This is a genomic window from Fictibacillus sp. S7 (assembly GCF_004127935.1).
GTDB lineage: Bacteria > Bacillota > Bacilli > Bacillales > Fictibacillaceae > Fictibacillus_C > Fictibacillus_C enclensis.
Map to the genome: position 1 here is coordinate 1779473 of NZ_QJKL01000001.1, position 15117 is coordinate 1794589.

Consider the following 15117-nt stretch of genomic DNA (forward strand, 5'->3'; position numbering starts at 1 on the left):
CCTTCCTGCTATCAACCATTTCTATATCTTTTACCTAATAAAACAGCGGACTTTATGCCGCTCTCCGAAAGCGACAAGGAGCGGACTGATGGAAGCGCGGCGCCCGCCAGATCAGTGAGCACCCTGCCCGGAGGCATTTCCAGAAACAGCGTCGCTCCCATCTCCTTTATAAGCAGCGTCGCTTCGTGCCACTTGACCGGCCGGGCGATGCTGACCGCCAAATCGTGCCGGATGTCCTCACCCTTTCTGAGCGCACGTGCCGTTGAATTGCTGAGGCATGGAATGGACGGGTTCATAAAAGAAATCTTGTCCAGCTCGGCTGCCAGCTCATGTGACACCCCTTGGAGCAGTTCACAATGGGAAGGAACACTGACCGGCAGAAGAAATGCTTTCCGTGCTCCCTCCTGCTTGGCCAGCTCCAGAACATGCTCAATACCCCGCTTGTCCCCTGCCAGTGTGACCTGATCTAATGCGTTCAGATTGGCCGGATAAACCGGCTTGTCTTCCCTGAACGCATCAGCTGTCAGCTTTAACACTTTATCCTGCTTTAACCCGGTTACGACTCCCATTCCATAGCCTTTTGGATACGCTGCTTCCATTAATTCCGCCCGGCGTTTAACCGTAGTAAGTGCCGACGGAAAATCCATCGCACCGGCAATGACGGCAGCGGCAAACGCACCAACCGAATGACCCGCTGCCATCTCCGGCTTCACGCCTTCCTCCAGAAGGACTCTTGCCACGGCCACCTCCGCCACCAGCAAGCAAAGCTGTACGGAAACCGTGGATTGAAGTTTTTCCTCGGTATCGAACGTAAGAACATCGATCCCGAGGATCTCACCCGCTTCAGTAATCGTTTGATGAATCAGCGGGTGATCGGGCAATTCGTGAAGCATTCCCGGTACCTGTGAACCCTGTCCGGGAAAAAGAAACGCGATGCTCACTGAATCCCCTCCGTTCTTTTCAAAATTTTAAGCAAAAAAAGCTTTCATGACGATAAAGAAAAGTGAAGGCACGATCAGACAGCCTAATCCGGTATAAAAGGTAGCTGTCAAAGCTCCGTACGGAACGAGCTTCGGATCGGTCGCAGCCAAACCGCCTGCCACACCACTCGTGGTCCCGAGCAGCCCGCCGAACACGAGTGCAGACTGCGGATTATTCAGCCCGATGTACTTAGCAACAAACGGCGTAAACGTCATGGTGAACACCGATTTTACGAGACCGGCCGCGATGGACAGTGCCATCACTTCTGAACTGGCGCCAATCGCGCTGCCTGTCACCGGTCCGACGATATAGGTGACCGTTCCAGCTCCAATCGTAGTCAGACTCACCGCATCGGTATACCCGAACGCAAGCGCGATAACGACACCGAAAACGAAAGAAACGATAACGCCCAGGAATAAGGAGATCACGCCCCCGACTCCCGCCTTTTTAATCTCGTCAAAGCTCGCACCAAACGCGGTCGACACGATGGCAAAATCCCTGAGCATGCCGCCGCCCATAATACCGATGCCGGCAAAGATGCCGATATCAGCCAGCCCCTTCTCACCGCCCGTGTTGAGCCCTCCAAGATAGGCAACAAACAACCCGAGGATGATAGCAATCGCCGATCCGTGGATGCGCCCTCTCGTCAGCTTTGCTGAAAGAAAATACGATACATACATGATAACACCGACCAACGCAAAGGAGAGAAGGAGGCCATTGTTCTTGAAAACAGAAACGAGGGTATCCATCATCGTACCGGCTCCTCTCTATAGTCCGGCGTAATGGGCTCAGTGTTTCTTTGCTTCTGGCCAATCCGGCTCAAAACCGGAACGAGCAGAAAACTGACTGCAACCACACCTGCCCCGGCGATGAGTGCAAGAGGCCCTCCCTTAACCGCCGCCACTACATTCTGCTGGGCACTCATCGCCACAACGATCGGAATGTACATCGAACTCCAGAAGTTCAAGCCTTCCTGAGATTTCAGCTCCAGCTTTCCTCTCTTCTTTAACGCATCCACGATGAGAACGAGCAAAAGCATACCTACCCCGACACCGCCGACATTGGACTCAACGCCCAGCACGATTCCAAGCAGGTCCCCCACAAATGCACCAACCAATGTACAGATTGCCAGCAACGCAACACCATAAATCACCAACTGAAACACCTCCTGATTTTTGAAAGCGCTAACAAAATAATGGATACTGTCGACAATTTGCTTCTAAATCTGGGTGACTGAACATGGTGGGTCGTGCTCTAGCTGCTCTATCTGTTGATTTTTCTGAATATTAAGCTTATTGTATAGGAAGAGGCAACAGTCGACAACCCTTTTATGAAAAAAATGTGAGGAGCAAATATGATGGCCACTTCAGAATTCGATAAACACGCCCTTTCCAACCGTATTGCCGAAAAAATTACACACCAGATCATCACAGGAGAACTGAGGCCAGGGGAAAAACTCGTGGAGAACCTGTACGCCGAGGAGTTCGGCATCAGCCGTGCGCCCATCCGCGAAGCCATCTACCTTTTAACAATCGAAGGACTTGTGGAGAAGATTCCGAGAAAAGGAGCCGTCGTGAAACACTACTCCCCCAATGAAATCTATGATTTGCTGGAGATCCGAAACATGTTGGAATCCATGGCGATGAGACGGATCAAGGAGCATGGCGTAGATTCGGCCATCATCAAAAAGATGAACAGCCTACTCGACACCATGCAGGAGGAACGGGACGTGAACCATTACGCCCAGCTCAACCAGCTCTTTCACAAATACATCATCGAGATGAGCCAGAGCGAAACGATCAAGACCATTTACAACCGTCTCACCACGCCGCTCCTTACCATCCAGAGCATTTCCTTCTCCTACGAAGGTAACATCGAAAAATCCATCGAGGAACACTCCCTCCTCATCCATCTTCTCCGCAGCCAGAAGCTGGACGAGGCAAAAGGATTGCTGGAGAAGCATAACCATGATGTGGTTGTGGGGTTTAAAGGTTAAATTGGAAAGCAGAGCTAATATAGCTCTGCTTTTGAAAAAAATAGTCTGCAAGAATATTGATTATTTTAATATAGTCACCTTTTCTCTTTTTTCAAAATGATAATGTAACCGATAATTACAAATCTGCTTTGTCCATTCGTAAATAATCTCCCTGAACATTTCGACAAATGTTATATTAATTGAAAATGTTCTACCCTGAAATTCAATAAGCCCCTTCGAACTCCCACTCCACTTCGACATCGGCATACTTGCTATCAGAGAAGCCACCTTCTTTTCATCATAATCCCACAGCCGTCTGGAGGCTTTATCGTTAAAATCGATTCGCTTTCTGTATTCTTTCTCAGTCAAATATTGATGAAAAAATGGTGCGACTTCTTCCGGCATTACCGGTTTATACCACTCATCCTGCCCTCTGGTCAGCATATACTCCAAAACGATCATTTTATAGCTTTTGGCCATACCCGTTCTTTCAACTTCCATAAACAACTCTTCATTACGAAGGAATGCGTCCTGTTCCAACTCACTTAACTCACCTGCCCAGTATAAAAAACCCGGGTAGGACTTAAACTCCTGCTTATATTCAGTGCTATTTGATTTCCCATGAAGATGAAGCTCTAAATAAGTCGGTCTTCTTCCCAACTCCTTTTTAAGCTGAATATAGTCTGCATGCAGCTTATCTTTTCTCGGCTGCCGCTTTCTTTTCATTTCATTCAATAGATTGATAACTGCTAATTCTAAATTCAGTTCGCAGCCAGGAGGAACGGCTGGTATTCCCATTCTTTTGCTGTTACCTTTTTCCTGAGGCTCTGTATTAAATAATTGCAGCTTAATATCCGCATTTCGATAGTTGCCGATCAAATCGATAATGACACAATGTTCCTTGCCAGCAAATAAGCGGAGACCCCTTCCTACCTGCTGGGTAAATACAGTCAATGATTCCGTCGGACGAACAAAAAGGAGCGTATCCACAGAAGGAATATCTACTCCTTCATTGAATAGATCTACCGTAAATATAATATCGATGTTCCCTTGATCCAGTTGGCGTATTGCTTCTCCACGAGTAACCCCAACTGTTTGAGAGTTTAAACTTACCGTTTGATACCCCTGGGTGTTAAAGTAATTTGATAAAAAGTTGGCTTGCCGTATGGAGGAACAAAAGGCAATCGTCCTTGTTTGTTTGTAAGTTTTCCATGCCTCTACTATTTTTTCAGCCATCTCTTCCCTCAGTTGGAAAGAAGCCAACTCCTCCTCATCATACCGGGTTCCAAGCCAGGTAATCTGGGAATAATCGGTTTCATCATACACACCGTAATAATGAAAGGGCGCCAGCCATTGTTTTTGAATGGCCTCAATAAAATGAAGCTGGTAGGCTACATTACCATCACAAATTGCATAGACATCCTTCCCATCCATACGGTCTGGTGTAGCAGTAATGCCGAGTAAAAACTGTGGTTCAAAATAATTGATGACTTTTTTATAGGAAGCTGCTGCGGCATGATGGAACTCATCCACAATAATCAGATCAAAATCATCCGGTTTAAAGCTGGCAATGTGACGGTGGATGCCAAGTGTATAAATGGAGGCAAAAATACAATCCGCATCTCCCTCCTTTTCTCTTCCATAGAAAAGACCCATTGTTCTCTCCGGCATGATCTTACGAAAGGACTCTTTTGCCTGTCCTAGTATTTCTTCTCTATGCGCCACAAAAAGGATCCGTTTGAATTGTTGAGCAAAAAACCCAGCAAGGTAGGTTTTCCCCAATCCTGTTGCCATCACTACCATGGCTTTTGTGTATCCTTCCTCCATGGTGCTATTAAGCATCTCCAATGCTTCCTGTTGCGCTTGTCTTGGAGATATGAAAGTAAAAGGTGTTGGAATTTCCATTATTACTTGCGGTTCTGTTTGGGCTGGAAGGGTTAACTCCTCTTCTTCTGCCTCTGTCCATTCCTTTAGCAAGTTGGGATGACGGTTGTGATACCGATCGTAAGCCTCCCGATAATCCTTTAAGGTCTCGGCATTTATCGGAATCGTTTGTTCATGGTGAAAGGTTTTAACAAAAGCATCAAGCGCCTCCTGATAGATATCCTGATTGATCTCTTCATTCACAACCAAATTCCATTCCACACCGCTCGTTAGCGCTGATCTGGAAAGATTAGAGGAGCCAATAATAAAAGAGCCATGTCCATCTTCATTTTGAAATAGATAGGCCTTGGGATGAAAGGAGCGTCCATTGCTTCGATACAGTTGAATTTCAATCTTGGGATCGATGTCCAGCAGTTTTTGAAGGGCATCAGGTTGGGTAACATACAAATAATCGCCGGTACAGATTTTCACTTCTGCTCCTCTAATGACAGCTTCTTTTAAAAAAGGAGCCAGCAAGCTGACTCCGGACTTCATAACAAATGACGTTAAAATATAGATTGAACTTGCATCATTTAATAAACCTGACAATTCCTCTTTCAAGTTACCTGTTACAAGTTTAATAGGTTTCATTCATCTTCAACATCCACTAGGAAAATACGCTTTTCAAAACCTCCGCGCTTTTCCGCTTTCTCCTGACGGACACGTTCCACTTCAGAAATATCAGCTCCATTAACTTTGGCTAAGGCATGCATCAACTCCAGCAGATCCGCCAGTTCCTCAATTGCATGCTCATCAGACTCAGCCGAAGCATATTCATCGAGCTCTTCATAGCACTTTTTCTTCAGTTCTTTTATGTATTCATTATTCTCTAACAAAGTGGTATTGAAGGATTTACCTGTGTTTGCAATCACTTCTGGTATTTTATCTCGGACGAGTTTGTTGTAGGTTGGCATTTATCTAACCTCTTTTCAAAAAATCTAGTTGTTTTACAGTATTATTGTACCTTATTCTTTAACCAGTCTCTAACGCCTTACCCTATTGTCAAAGGAAAATCTTTTTTCAACCAACCCAATGTTCGTTCATCCCTTAACTTACAAACTATATTCTGATTTGCAAATCCTCCAGTCTTCCACTTAGCATTGTTTCTATCATAGGCTTTAATCCAATCAACTTTGACTGCCCAATCTGCAAAGTCGGGATTATCACTATTTTCTCCAATAGCTGTTGCCTCAGATTTTGTTCTAATAATCTTTCCCCGTTAACCAAAAAATCAAATCCTTAACCATTACCGCTTATTCTTTTACTTCCCCTAACCCTACATAACCAGATCGCGTTTTGGATTTTTATTATTCCACCCATATTCGCAATCGTTCTTATCGTTGGCCGCAATAAGGAATTAAAGAAAGCGGAAGCGTACTGGAAGGAAAACAGCTTGGACGAGGTTATAAACACTAAAGGGAAAATCCAACAGCTTAACAAGGAAATGATGGCATTAGCGAGCCGCAAGGAAAAAATTGAAAAGGAACTGGAATCATTCAAACCGGTTATGGACGCATCAGAAATTAAGAAAGAACTAATAAAGAAAATTAAGGAATTAAACGACCAAAAGGATACTCTTTCTAAGCAAATTTCTGATACATCCAGTTTATTAGATTTAGAAAAATCAAAGGAAACAATTAGGAATGACATTCATCCCCTAGAGACAAAGAAATCCCTACTAAATAGTGACATGGATAAATTGAGTAAAGAGATAATGTTTATGAATGATGAATTGGATACCCAATCGTTCGGTTTCTATACCCCTAAGTACGGGTTTGAAAATTTTGAAGCCTTCCAAGCTACACTAAAGGACATCCGTCAACAACAAAAACAAATGGTTAAGGAAAAGGTTGCAACCTTACACCGATTAGATTGGGCTATTGGAGACGACAAGAAGAAAGGTAAAGAATTTATTCTTGATACCGTTAAATTAATCTTAAGAGCAATCATAATAAGACAGTAGAATTTACTAAACTAGCAGAAGCCGATGAATATAGGCAAAGCGTCATACTAGAAAAAGAGAGGGTTTTAGAAGCGGTTTAAATAGGCTTTATTTGTACGTAAAGATTATGTGCTTGTCTTACGTTAACTAACAGGTAGAATGCATTAAACTAAATATCGGATTTTTAATGAAAACAAAACAGCAATTTCTTAACGAAATGGCTGTTTTTTATGTTAGTAGGACAAAGGTTTATATTATCTCCCTCAGAAGAATGTTAGAAGCAGCAATAATTTCTGAAACTTACAAGAATACGTATTCCTCAAATTCTTGCTTGATTGAGTCCGTATTATAAAAGTACTTTTTCATGCATTACATGATCTCAAAAAATCTTTCCCGAGTTGTTTACCCATACATCTGAGTACAACTTCCAATAGAGTCAGCCAAGCACTCTTGAAAACAACACATTATTCTCCAAATGCAGATGCTGAAACAAATCCGATTCCAACTCATCCAGTTTTACATAAGCCAGGCGGTAGGTATCACAGGCATCTTCTGGTGCTTTATAATCGTTCGTCAATTCCCTTAAGTCTTTTAAGAACTGGCCGATGTGTTCGTGCTCTCTTTTTAGATCTTCTACGAATTCCTTGATGTCGATTAAAGCATTGAGCGTGGGTTTCTTTTCGTAGGCCAGGATCTTTGGAAAAATGAGCTCTTCTTCGATCAGGATGTGCTGTTCCAGTTCGATTTTCAGAATGGAGAACAAGTAGTGAACATGGGACAGCTCGGGATGGGTGTCAACGTGCTTGTTAAAGATGGTGGTGATCATACTTTGCAGCTTCGGTAATACCATATACAAATACGAATGGTGGGCGTCGATAATGTATTGGATCAAAGCGTTCACTTTTTGTTTCTCCCATTTGGTCATTCCCCGCTGATGGTCCCTGTTCTTTTCGTACAATGTATTCAGCTCATTCAGCACATCACTGGAGTTCAGATTCCGTTCCTTGATCGCCTCCCCAATCGGCAGGCTGCCGTTTCGTACATAATCAATCCGATAATTCTTCAGAAGGTCTCCGGCTCTTGGGCATTTCATGACAACCTCACGGGTCTGGACCGTTGGATCAAATACGCTCTTCATCAGGACTCCTCCTTTTGACTGGTTTCTACCTTTACTGTATTCTCCTGAAATTCATTTCTCTGTGACAGATATCACATCAATAGGTGAGGATTGTTTGATATACTATGCGTAAGATGTGGCAGATACTGGAGGGAACAAGATGAAAACTCGGGGGAAAGAAGCCGTTCAACAAACAGAGTTTTTCTCCGAACCAACGCTTAAGATACTCGAAGAAATCATGATGACATGTACGATAGATAAAGGAACAATGCTTTTCATGGACAATGAACCGGCCGACAAGCTGTATTTTGTCCAGGAAGGCATGATTAAAGGAACGAAGATGACCGAGGATGGCAAGGAGCTCGTGCTCTCCATCTTCCAAAACGGAGACTTAATAGGGGAACTTAACGCACTAGGAAACGAAAAGCACTCGTTCAGTGCTGTGGCCTCCACAAAAAGCACGGTCGGTGTGATTCATCAGCCCGAACTGGAAGAGATGATGCGCAGCAATGGCGAGATGGCCGTGGAGTTTGTCCGCTGGACCAGCCTCATGCACCAGATCACCCGCTCCAAGCTTCGCGATCTAATGTTATACGGAAAGAATGGCGCACTCTGCTCCACCCTGATCCGCCTGGCGAACTCGTATGGGAAAATGACCGAAGAAGGAATCCTCCTTTCTCTTCAGCTGACAAATACAGAGCTGGCTGAACTCGTCGGGACTTCAAGGGAAACCGTCAGTCGGATGGTCAGTGTGCTGAAGAAAGATAAAGTCCTCGACCAGGCAAAGGACGGCAGCATGATTATTAAGGATTTAAATTATTTAAAGGACATGTGCAATTGTGAGGACTGCCCGGTGCAGGTGTGCAGAATATAATATATAGAAGAAAAGCGTATCGGCGGATGGCCGGTACGCTTATTTTAATAGGTATTCTTTTAGGTATTGTTATTATTTAACAGCGAAATATCCTATAGGAGCTGAATTTATGGAAACTGTATATCGGCATGTGGCAAGAGCATCATATCATACCAAGACAAAATTCTCATCGCCCAACTTAAAGGTGCACATTCTTTTCTGCCCGGAGGCAGGGTTGAAACAGGTGAAAGCTGTGAAATGGCACTTCAACGGGAACTGTTTGAAGAACTGGGGCTAAAAAGTATTACTGCTAGTAGGTTTATGGGTGTAATGGAAGACAGTTACCTTGAGAATGAAAAGGTCATCCATTCAGTTTCCCATGTTTTTGAAGTAAATTGCCCCTCAAGCGAATTGGAAAATCATTATCCGCATCCTCAATCCAAGGAAGATCATCTACAATTCTATTGGCTTGCTCCAACAAGAGAAAATCTGGAGAATCATAACGTTTTATCCCGCTCCGTTCCAGAACTCATCTCTAATTTTATGACCGAACAGAAACCCTTCTTTTTTACAGATATGCAGCACATATCTAGAAGGAAAAAAGTATAGTTTACATAAGATTTCTACTTAAATAAAAAAATCCCCAGGATCTCATTCATCCCGGGGATTCATCATTTTACTTCTTAAAACAACCCATCATCATCCGAATTACGCTTCGTACGGCGTGTCCGGTCTCTAAGTTCATCATCAACATCGGTCAGGTCGTTATCACGGTTATCACGAGAATTGATATCAGAATCCGTTCCTAGACGTGCATCGCGGTCGGCGAGATCGGAATCTGCCCGGAGACTGCGTTCGTTCTCAGGGAGTTCATCATCGGCAGCTAGTCCGCCTCCCTTGAGACCATTTCTTGAGCCAAGGGCACCGTCACGGTCGATGTCAGCTTCTTCTCGTCGAGTTGTTTCATCGACACGCTGGTTCTCGGTTACTTTCTTTTTGCCTACTACAATTTCCTCTGAAACTACGGGCTTTTTGTTCACTTCTAAACGCTCTTCGGTCAATGGAACACGAATTTCTTCGTTGTCGCCAATCGGTTCTGCGTCTGTTCGATCAGCATCATTCACCGGACGGCGTTCCACATACACTTCTTCATGTTCAACCGGAACGTCTACACTTTGGTGTTCCTCAATTACATTTTTATTAACGTTTACTTCACCTGTTTGTTCGCGCCGTTTATCGATTTCCAACTGCTCTTCCCGGAGCTTCATCCTGCGCTCTTCGTCCACATCGTTTCGATTACCGAGTGTGTCATCGTTGTCCAGGTCAAGACCTGTCCCAACATTCGTATCCGCACGATTTCCTCTAAGAAGCTCATCATCACGGCTGCTGTCAAAGTCTGTATTCAGGTTGTCACGGGAATCGATCGGCCGTTCGCGGTCGACATCCAAATTGTTGCCATAGTCGTCGCGTCCCAGGTCATTTGGCCTGTCGGTCAGATCATCTCTGAAGTCACCTGCTGTCGCGGTGGATGTTCCGTATCCGGTTGTGGTTCCTGTCGCTGCATCATTTAAAGGATCATCATTGTTCAGGTCATCGATGTCTCTGTCGCTATCCACGACCAACAGAATTTTTCCGGCTTCCACATCTGTTGCATAAGAGGATGCAGTGGAACTTGGAAGGCCGAGATCCTCCAGGCGTTCTCCGAGGTTGGTGTTGTCTCTTCTTGATTCATCATCTGTAAATGCGTTTTTTATTTTATCGAATAGTGTCTCTTCTTCTTTGTTCAGTTCTGCTAGATTGTCTACTTCTGCACCGGTTCTCATTTCAATAGAATCATGGTTGCGTTCATGGTTTGTTACGACAGAGATATCATCCGTGTCGTACCCTTTGTTTTGTAGTTGCTGTACTGCTGTTACGCTGCCTCTTCAGAATCATATACTCCGATGACTTGTTTACTCATAGTAAATTCCTCCTCGTCAATGATATCTTTGCTCAGGGACTAAAATACCCCGATAAACGTTTTGTAAACAAAAATCGATAAAATTTTGAGGTTTATTTTTATGAGAACAGTAAAAAAGCCACCTGCGTCCGAGGCGGCTTTCTTTAAAATTCGATTCCTTTGATGGCGCCGATCCCTTCATCATAGTAATGTTTGACCGGCTTCATTTCCGTGACCAGGTCGGCCTGGTCCTTGATCTCTTGTCTGGCGCTCCGGCCGGTAAGCACGACATGCATCCCTGACGGTCGGTTCTTCAAAGCCGCTACCACTTCATTCAGCGGCAGCACATCACCGACAGGAAATTTATCGATGGCCAGGGCATTGTTGATCTCGTCCAAAATGACCATGTCAAACTGCTCATCGAACAGCTTTTCCCTGGCGAGCTGCCAGGCAGCTTTTAGCGCCGTGCGGTGTTCTTCTGGTGTCTTTGTCCATGTAAACCCTACACCCGTCTGGATCATCTCGATGCCGATCCTATCAAACATCAGCTTCTCCCCATACGTGCGGGAAGGTGATTTGATGAACTGAAGCATCACCACCTTCTTTCCTCTTCCGGCGGCCCGGATGGCCAGTCCGAGGGCGGCGGTGGTTTTGCCTTTTCCGTCTCCCGTGTACACGAGGGTCATCCCTTTTTGTGTCATCTTTCCCCTCCTACTTCGTGAGCGCCGCTTCGATCCGGTCGAACCATCTGATCTTCTCGCGCATTCTCACGACATCGCCGACAATGACCATGGCCGGATGGGTGATGTTTTCTTTTTGGGCATTGTCCAGTATGGTTTCAAGAGTTCCGGTGACGGTCCGCTGGTTTTCGGTCGTTCCCCATTCGATCACCGCAGCTGGCGTATCCGAACGCTTTCCGTGTGCGATGAGCTCGGAACAGATATGCTTCAGGTTGCCGATTCCCATGTAAAAACAGATCGTGTCGCTTCCTTCGGCAAGTGCACGCCAGTTGATAAAGTCCTGTCCCTTCTCCTTGCGTCCATGTCCCGTAACGATCGTAAAGGAACCGGCGTGGTCACGGTGAGTAACAGGGATACCTGCATACGCAGGTGCCGCGATTCCGGACGTGATGCCGGGTACGATTTCAAACGGGATCTTATGCTGCGCAAGGACTTCCGCTTCCTCCCCGCCACGGCCGAATACAAACGGATCGCCGCCTTTGAGCCGTGTGACGACTTTTCCTTCCAGCGCCTTTTCCACGAGCAAATCATGAATTTGTTCCTGGATCAGTTCATGTTTTCCGGGCAGCTTCCCGCAAAAGATCAGCTCGCAATCCTTTTTGCTGTATTCCAGCAGTTCCTTGTTGATCAGACGGTCATAGGCGATGACGTCTGCTTCCTTAATGCATTCCAGTCCACGCACCGTAATCAGCTTCGGATCCCCGGGTCCTGCTCCTACCAGATACACCTTTCCTCTCTCCATCTTCACTCCACCTCTCTAGACCGGCATGCGCGGCCCACTGTATCTCTCCATTTCTTTATATATCGCAGCCAGATCCACATGCTTGCGCACATGATCGGCGAGCGTATCAAAGCTTTTTTCTTTTAAGTCATTATACCTTATAATCTCCGTTTGTTCTTCCTGTTGTTTCACTTTTCTGATGGAATTCAATAAAGCGCTCCTGAACTCGTCATTATGGAGCAACCCGTGAAAGTAGGTGCCGATGATGCGCTCGTCCGAACTTGTAGCTCCATCAGTGAGTCCCACTCCGGTTTCCATGAACGGAATCCTTTCCGAGGAGGAAGAACGCCCCATATGGATTTCATAGCCTTTAATAGCAAATTCTTTTCCCCTAAACGTGGCGATTCCCTGTGAACGAACGGTTGTTTTTTCGATATCCATCACCGTCTCGACCGGCAACAGGCCCAGCCCCGCTTCGGTTTCATGCGGGGTTTCCACCGCCTCCGGATCGCTGACCGAAACCCCGAGCATCTGGTAGCCTCCGCAAATACCGACGATCACGGCTTCACTTTTCTGGAGTTTCTCAAACAGCCCCGTTGCTTTAAGAAAGAGAAGGTCTTCGATGGTATTCTTGCTGCCGGGCAGGATGATGAGATCCGGCTGCCCGAGCTGGCTCGCAGTGGTGACAAACCGTACTGAGCAATCCTCTTCGGCAAAAAACGGATCGATATCCGTGAAGTTCGAAATCATCGGGTATTGAATGACCGCGATATCCAGGCCCTTTGTTTCATCCCGTCGTGTGCTGTATCGCTGTAAGACGACCGAGTCTTCTGCTTCGATGTTCAAACCTGGCAGGTAGGGAATCACGCCAAGCACACGCTTTCCGCTGTATTCTTCAAACCAGTCCAGTCCTGATTTCAGCAGTGAGATATCACCACGGAACTTGTTGATGATGACCCCGATGATCCGCTCCCGGTCTTCCTCTTCCAGAAGCTGTAGCGTTCCAACAAGGCTGGCGAACACGCCGCCTTTTTCAATGTCACCCACAAGGATGACGGGCGCGTTGGCCATGCGGGCCACAGACATGTTGACGATTTCCCGGTCATTCAGGTTCACCTCGGCAGGACTTCCCGCTCCTTCAATTACCACACAGTCATACTGCTCATAGAGAGCTGCAAGCGAGCCCTTGATCAGGCCCCGTCCCATCTCGTAAAAAGACTTGCGGTAATCAAACGCGTTCATGTTCTGAAACGGTTTGCCGTGAACGACAATCTGCGCGTCGTTTTCCCGGCTCGGCTTGATAAGGATGGGATTCATGTCAGTTGTTGCTTCCACACCCGCCGCCTCTGCCTGGACACCCTGTGCCCGTCCGATCTCTTTGCCATCGATGGTCACGTATGAGTTCAAGGCCATGTTCTGGGATTTGAACGGAGCGGTTCGATGGCCGTCCTGGGCAAAAATCCGGCAGAACGCGGTCGTGATCACACTTTTTCCGGCATCCGAATGCGTCCCCTGGATCATGAGTGAAAGAGGCTTAGACATGCTGTTTGTTCTCCTGACATTGTTTGATCCAGTTTTCGGCCATGCCCGGGAATGATGCAAAATGGAAATGCGTATAGCCTGCGATGAGATTTCCTTTCATATAGCCCTCATTCTTAATCCCTCTCATACCTTTGGTCTCAAAGGCGTAAGGAATTTCTTTTTCTGCTTGAAAGGTGGAGTAATGAAACTCGTGGCCCTTGGCCGTATCGCCTTCTTTAAGCAGATAGTTGCCGAATTTGCCTTTGATCTCCCGGTAGCCGAGCGCCACCCGCTTCGTATGCATGACCGCTCTACCAGGGATAATGCCTGCCATCTGATGTACTTCTCCATCAGACGTTTCAAGCTCCTCGGTGAGGTACATGAATCCGCCGCACTCCGCAAGTGTTGGCACCCCGCGTTCGATCGCCTCTTTAACGGATGCTCGAACCGCCGTTTGTTCGCTAAGCTCCTGTGCAAATTCTTCCGGGAAACCTCCGCCTAAATAAAGGCCTTTCACATCCTGTGGTACGGTCTCTCCGTTTAAAGGTGAGAAGAACTGAAGCTCTGCGCCGTATGCCTCCAGCAGATCCAGATTTTCCTGATAATAAAAGTTAAAGGCCGCGTCCTTCGCCACGGCGATCTTCACCGGTTCTGTATCTCTTTTTTGAAAAAGGGAGTCTTTGGCTACCACTTCAGTCGGAGGCGCTTCCGCCACTTTCATGAGGTGATCAAGATCGATCGTGGCTTCAACGAGTGTCCCGAGCTTCTGAAAAAACGGGTCCAGGTCGCCGCGCTCGATCGACGGAATCAATCCCAGATGGCGTTCGGGGATGTAGAGCTCCTCGTTCCGCTCAAGATACCCGATGACCGGCACATCGCATTCCTGTTCAATCGCGGTTTTCACCAGTTCAAAATGGCCTTTCGAGCCCACCTGATTAGCGATGACTCCAGCAATGTTCGGCCCTTCGGCGAGCATCTGAAAGCCTTTGACAATCGCGGCCGCGCTTCTCGCCATGCTCGCACAATTGACGACGAGCAGAACCGGACTCTCAGTAATCATACCGATTTCCGCTGTACTTCCGCGGTTGGATCTTGGGTCTTTTCCATCATAAAAGCCCATTACGCCCTCGATGATGGAAATGTCTGCGCCCTCGCTTCCCCTCGTGAACACCTCTTTCACGACATTCTCTGGCAGCATCCAGCTGTCAAGGTTCCGGGAGACCCGGCCGGTAACCGCGGTATGGTATGTCGGATCAATATAATCCGGCCCGCACTTGAAGCCCTGTACTTTATAGCCCCGCTTCTGAAAAGCGCTCATCAGGCCGATGGTCAGCGTCGTTTTCCCAACACCGCTCCCGGTACCCGCAATTACAATTCTTCGTTGACTCATGTTCCTCATCTCCCG

Annotated in this window: 15 protein-coding genes and 1 pseudogene; 4 read left to right on the top strand and 12 right to left on the bottom strand. The window is 46.5% G+C overall.

Going from position 1 to position 15117, the window contains the following annotated elements:
• Nucleotides 1-11 precede the first annotated feature (11 nt).
• Genes mdcH through madL form a run of 3 tightly spaced genes read right to left on the bottom strand, consistent with a single transcriptional unit; the run spans nt 12 to nt 2137 of the window.
• A complete protein-coding gene (gene mdcH, locus DMO16_RS09135) occupies nt 12-941 on the bottom strand; it encodes a malonate decarboxylase subunit epsilon (protein WP_129476930.1) in 930 nt (309 codons plus the stop codon).
• Nucleotides 942-968: 27 nt separating this feature from the next.
• Nucleotides 969-1733 (bottom strand): malonate transporter subunit MadM, encoded by a 765-nt coding sequence (gene madM, locus DMO16_RS09140; protein ID WP_129476932.1) that lies wholly within the window; start codon nt 1731-1733, stop codon nt 969-971.
• Nucleotides 1730-2137, bottom strand: coding sequence for a malonate transporter subunit MadL (madL, locus tag DMO16_RS09145; protein ID WP_129476934.1), 408 nt, complete (start codon nt 2135-2137; stop codon nt 1730-1732). The genes madM and madL overlap by 4 nt, the downstream gene beginning before the upstream one ends.
• A gap of 201 nt (nt 2138-2338) precedes the next feature.
• Between madL and DMO16_RS09150 the strand changes: the two genes are divergently transcribed.
• Complete coding sequence (locus DMO16_RS09150; protein WP_129476936.1) at nt 2339-2977, top strand: GntR family transcriptional regulator; 639 nt, start codon at nt 2339-2341, stop codon at nt 2975-2977.
• Between the two features lie 60 nt (nt 2978-3037).
• Here DMO16_RS09150 and DMO16_RS09155 read toward each other — a convergent pair whose 3' ends face one another.
• Both DMO16_RS09155 and DMO16_RS09160 read right to left on the bottom strand, forming a co-directional pair.
• Nucleotides 3038-5470, bottom strand: a complete 2433-nt coding sequence (locus tag DMO16_RS09155) for a DEAD/DEAH box helicase family protein (protein ID WP_129476938.1) — start codon at nt 5468-5470, stop codon at nt 3038-3040.
• Entirely contained in the window at nt 5467-5793 is a 327-nt protein-coding gene (locus DMO16_RS09160; RefSeq protein WP_129476940.1) for a nucleoside triphosphate pyrophosphohydrolase, read from the bottom strand. The genes DMO16_RS09155 and DMO16_RS09160 overlap by 4 nt, the downstream gene beginning before the upstream one ends.
• A gap of 479 nt (nt 5794-6272) precedes the next feature.
• On the opposite strand from DMO16_RS09160, the gene DMO16_RS09165 reads away from it, so the two are divergent.
• Nucleotides 6273-6842: a hypothetical protein gene (locus tag DMO16_RS09165; protein ID WP_129476944.1), complete on the top strand. Its 570-nt coding sequence runs from the start codon at nt 6273-6275 to the stop codon at nt 6840-6842.
• A gap of 415 nt (nt 6843-7257) precedes the next feature.
• Here the strand turns inward: DMO16_RS09165 and ric are convergent, their stop codons facing one another.
• Nucleotides 7258-7959 carry an iron-sulfur cluster repair di-iron protein gene (gene ric, locus DMO16_RS09170; RefSeq protein WP_129476946.1) on the bottom strand — a complete coding sequence of 234 codons (702 nt, stop codon included), beginning with the start codon at nt 7957-7959 and terminating at the stop codon, nt 7258-7260.
• A 139-nt stretch (nt 7960-8098) separates the two neighbouring features.
• Here ric and DMO16_RS09175 point away from each other — a divergent pair, with 139 nt between their 5' ends.
• Together DMO16_RS09175 and DMO16_RS09180 are read left to right on the top strand one after the other, a co-directional pair.
• Complete coding sequence (locus tag DMO16_RS09175; protein WP_129476948.1) at nt 8099-8812, top strand: Crp/Fnr family transcriptional regulator; 714 nt, start codon at nt 8099-8101, stop codon at nt 8810-8812.
• Between the two features lie 168 nt (nt 8813-8980).
• Nucleotides 8981-9400 (top strand): NUDIX domain-containing protein, encoded by a 420-nt coding sequence (locus DMO16_RS09180; RefSeq protein WP_277873778.1) that lies wholly within the window; start codon nt 8981-8983, stop codon nt 9398-9400.
• Nucleotides 9401-9474: 74 nt separating this feature from the next.
• Here DMO16_RS09180 and DMO16_RS25155 read toward each other — a convergent pair whose 3' ends face one another.
• The 6 genes and pseudogenes from DMO16_RS25155 to DMO16_RS09205 form a co-directional block, all read right to left on the bottom strand.
• Nucleotides 9475-10059, bottom strand: a complete 585-nt coding sequence (locus DMO16_RS25155) for a YsnF/AvaK domain-containing protein (protein WP_164989012.1) — start codon at nt 10057-10059, stop codon at nt 9475-9477.
• Nucleotides 10060-10434: 375 nt separating this feature from the next.
• Nucleotides 10435-10692, bottom strand: a pseudogene (locus DMO16_RS25160) (general stress protein); the annotation flags it as partial.
• Nucleotides 10693-10894: 202 nt separating this feature from the next.
• On the bottom strand, nt 10895-11431 hold the full coding sequence (gene cobO / locus DMO16_RS09190) for a cob(I)yrinic acid a,c-diamide adenosyltransferase (RefSeq protein WP_129476954.1): 537 nt from the start codon (nt 11429-11431) through the stop codon (nt 10895-10897).
• 10 nt (nt 11432-11441) lie between these two features.
• Nucleotides 11442-12212: a uroporphyrinogen-III C-methyltransferase gene (gene cobA / locus DMO16_RS09195; protein ID WP_129476956.1), complete on the bottom strand. Its 771-nt coding sequence runs from the start codon at nt 12210-12212 to the stop codon at nt 11442-11444.
• 15 nt (nt 12213-12227) lie between these two features.
• On the bottom strand, nt 12228-13733 hold the full coding sequence (locus DMO16_RS09200) for a cobyric acid synthase (RefSeq protein WP_129476958.1): 1506 nt from the start codon (nt 13731-13733) through the stop codon (nt 12228-12230).
• Nucleotides 13726-15102, bottom strand: a complete 1377-nt coding sequence (locus DMO16_RS09205; protein WP_129476960.1) for a cobyrinate a,c-diamide synthase — start codon at nt 15100-15102, stop codon at nt 13726-13728. The genes DMO16_RS09200 and DMO16_RS09205 overlap by 8 nt, the downstream gene beginning before the upstream one ends.
• Nucleotides 15103-15117 lie beyond the last annotated feature (15 nt).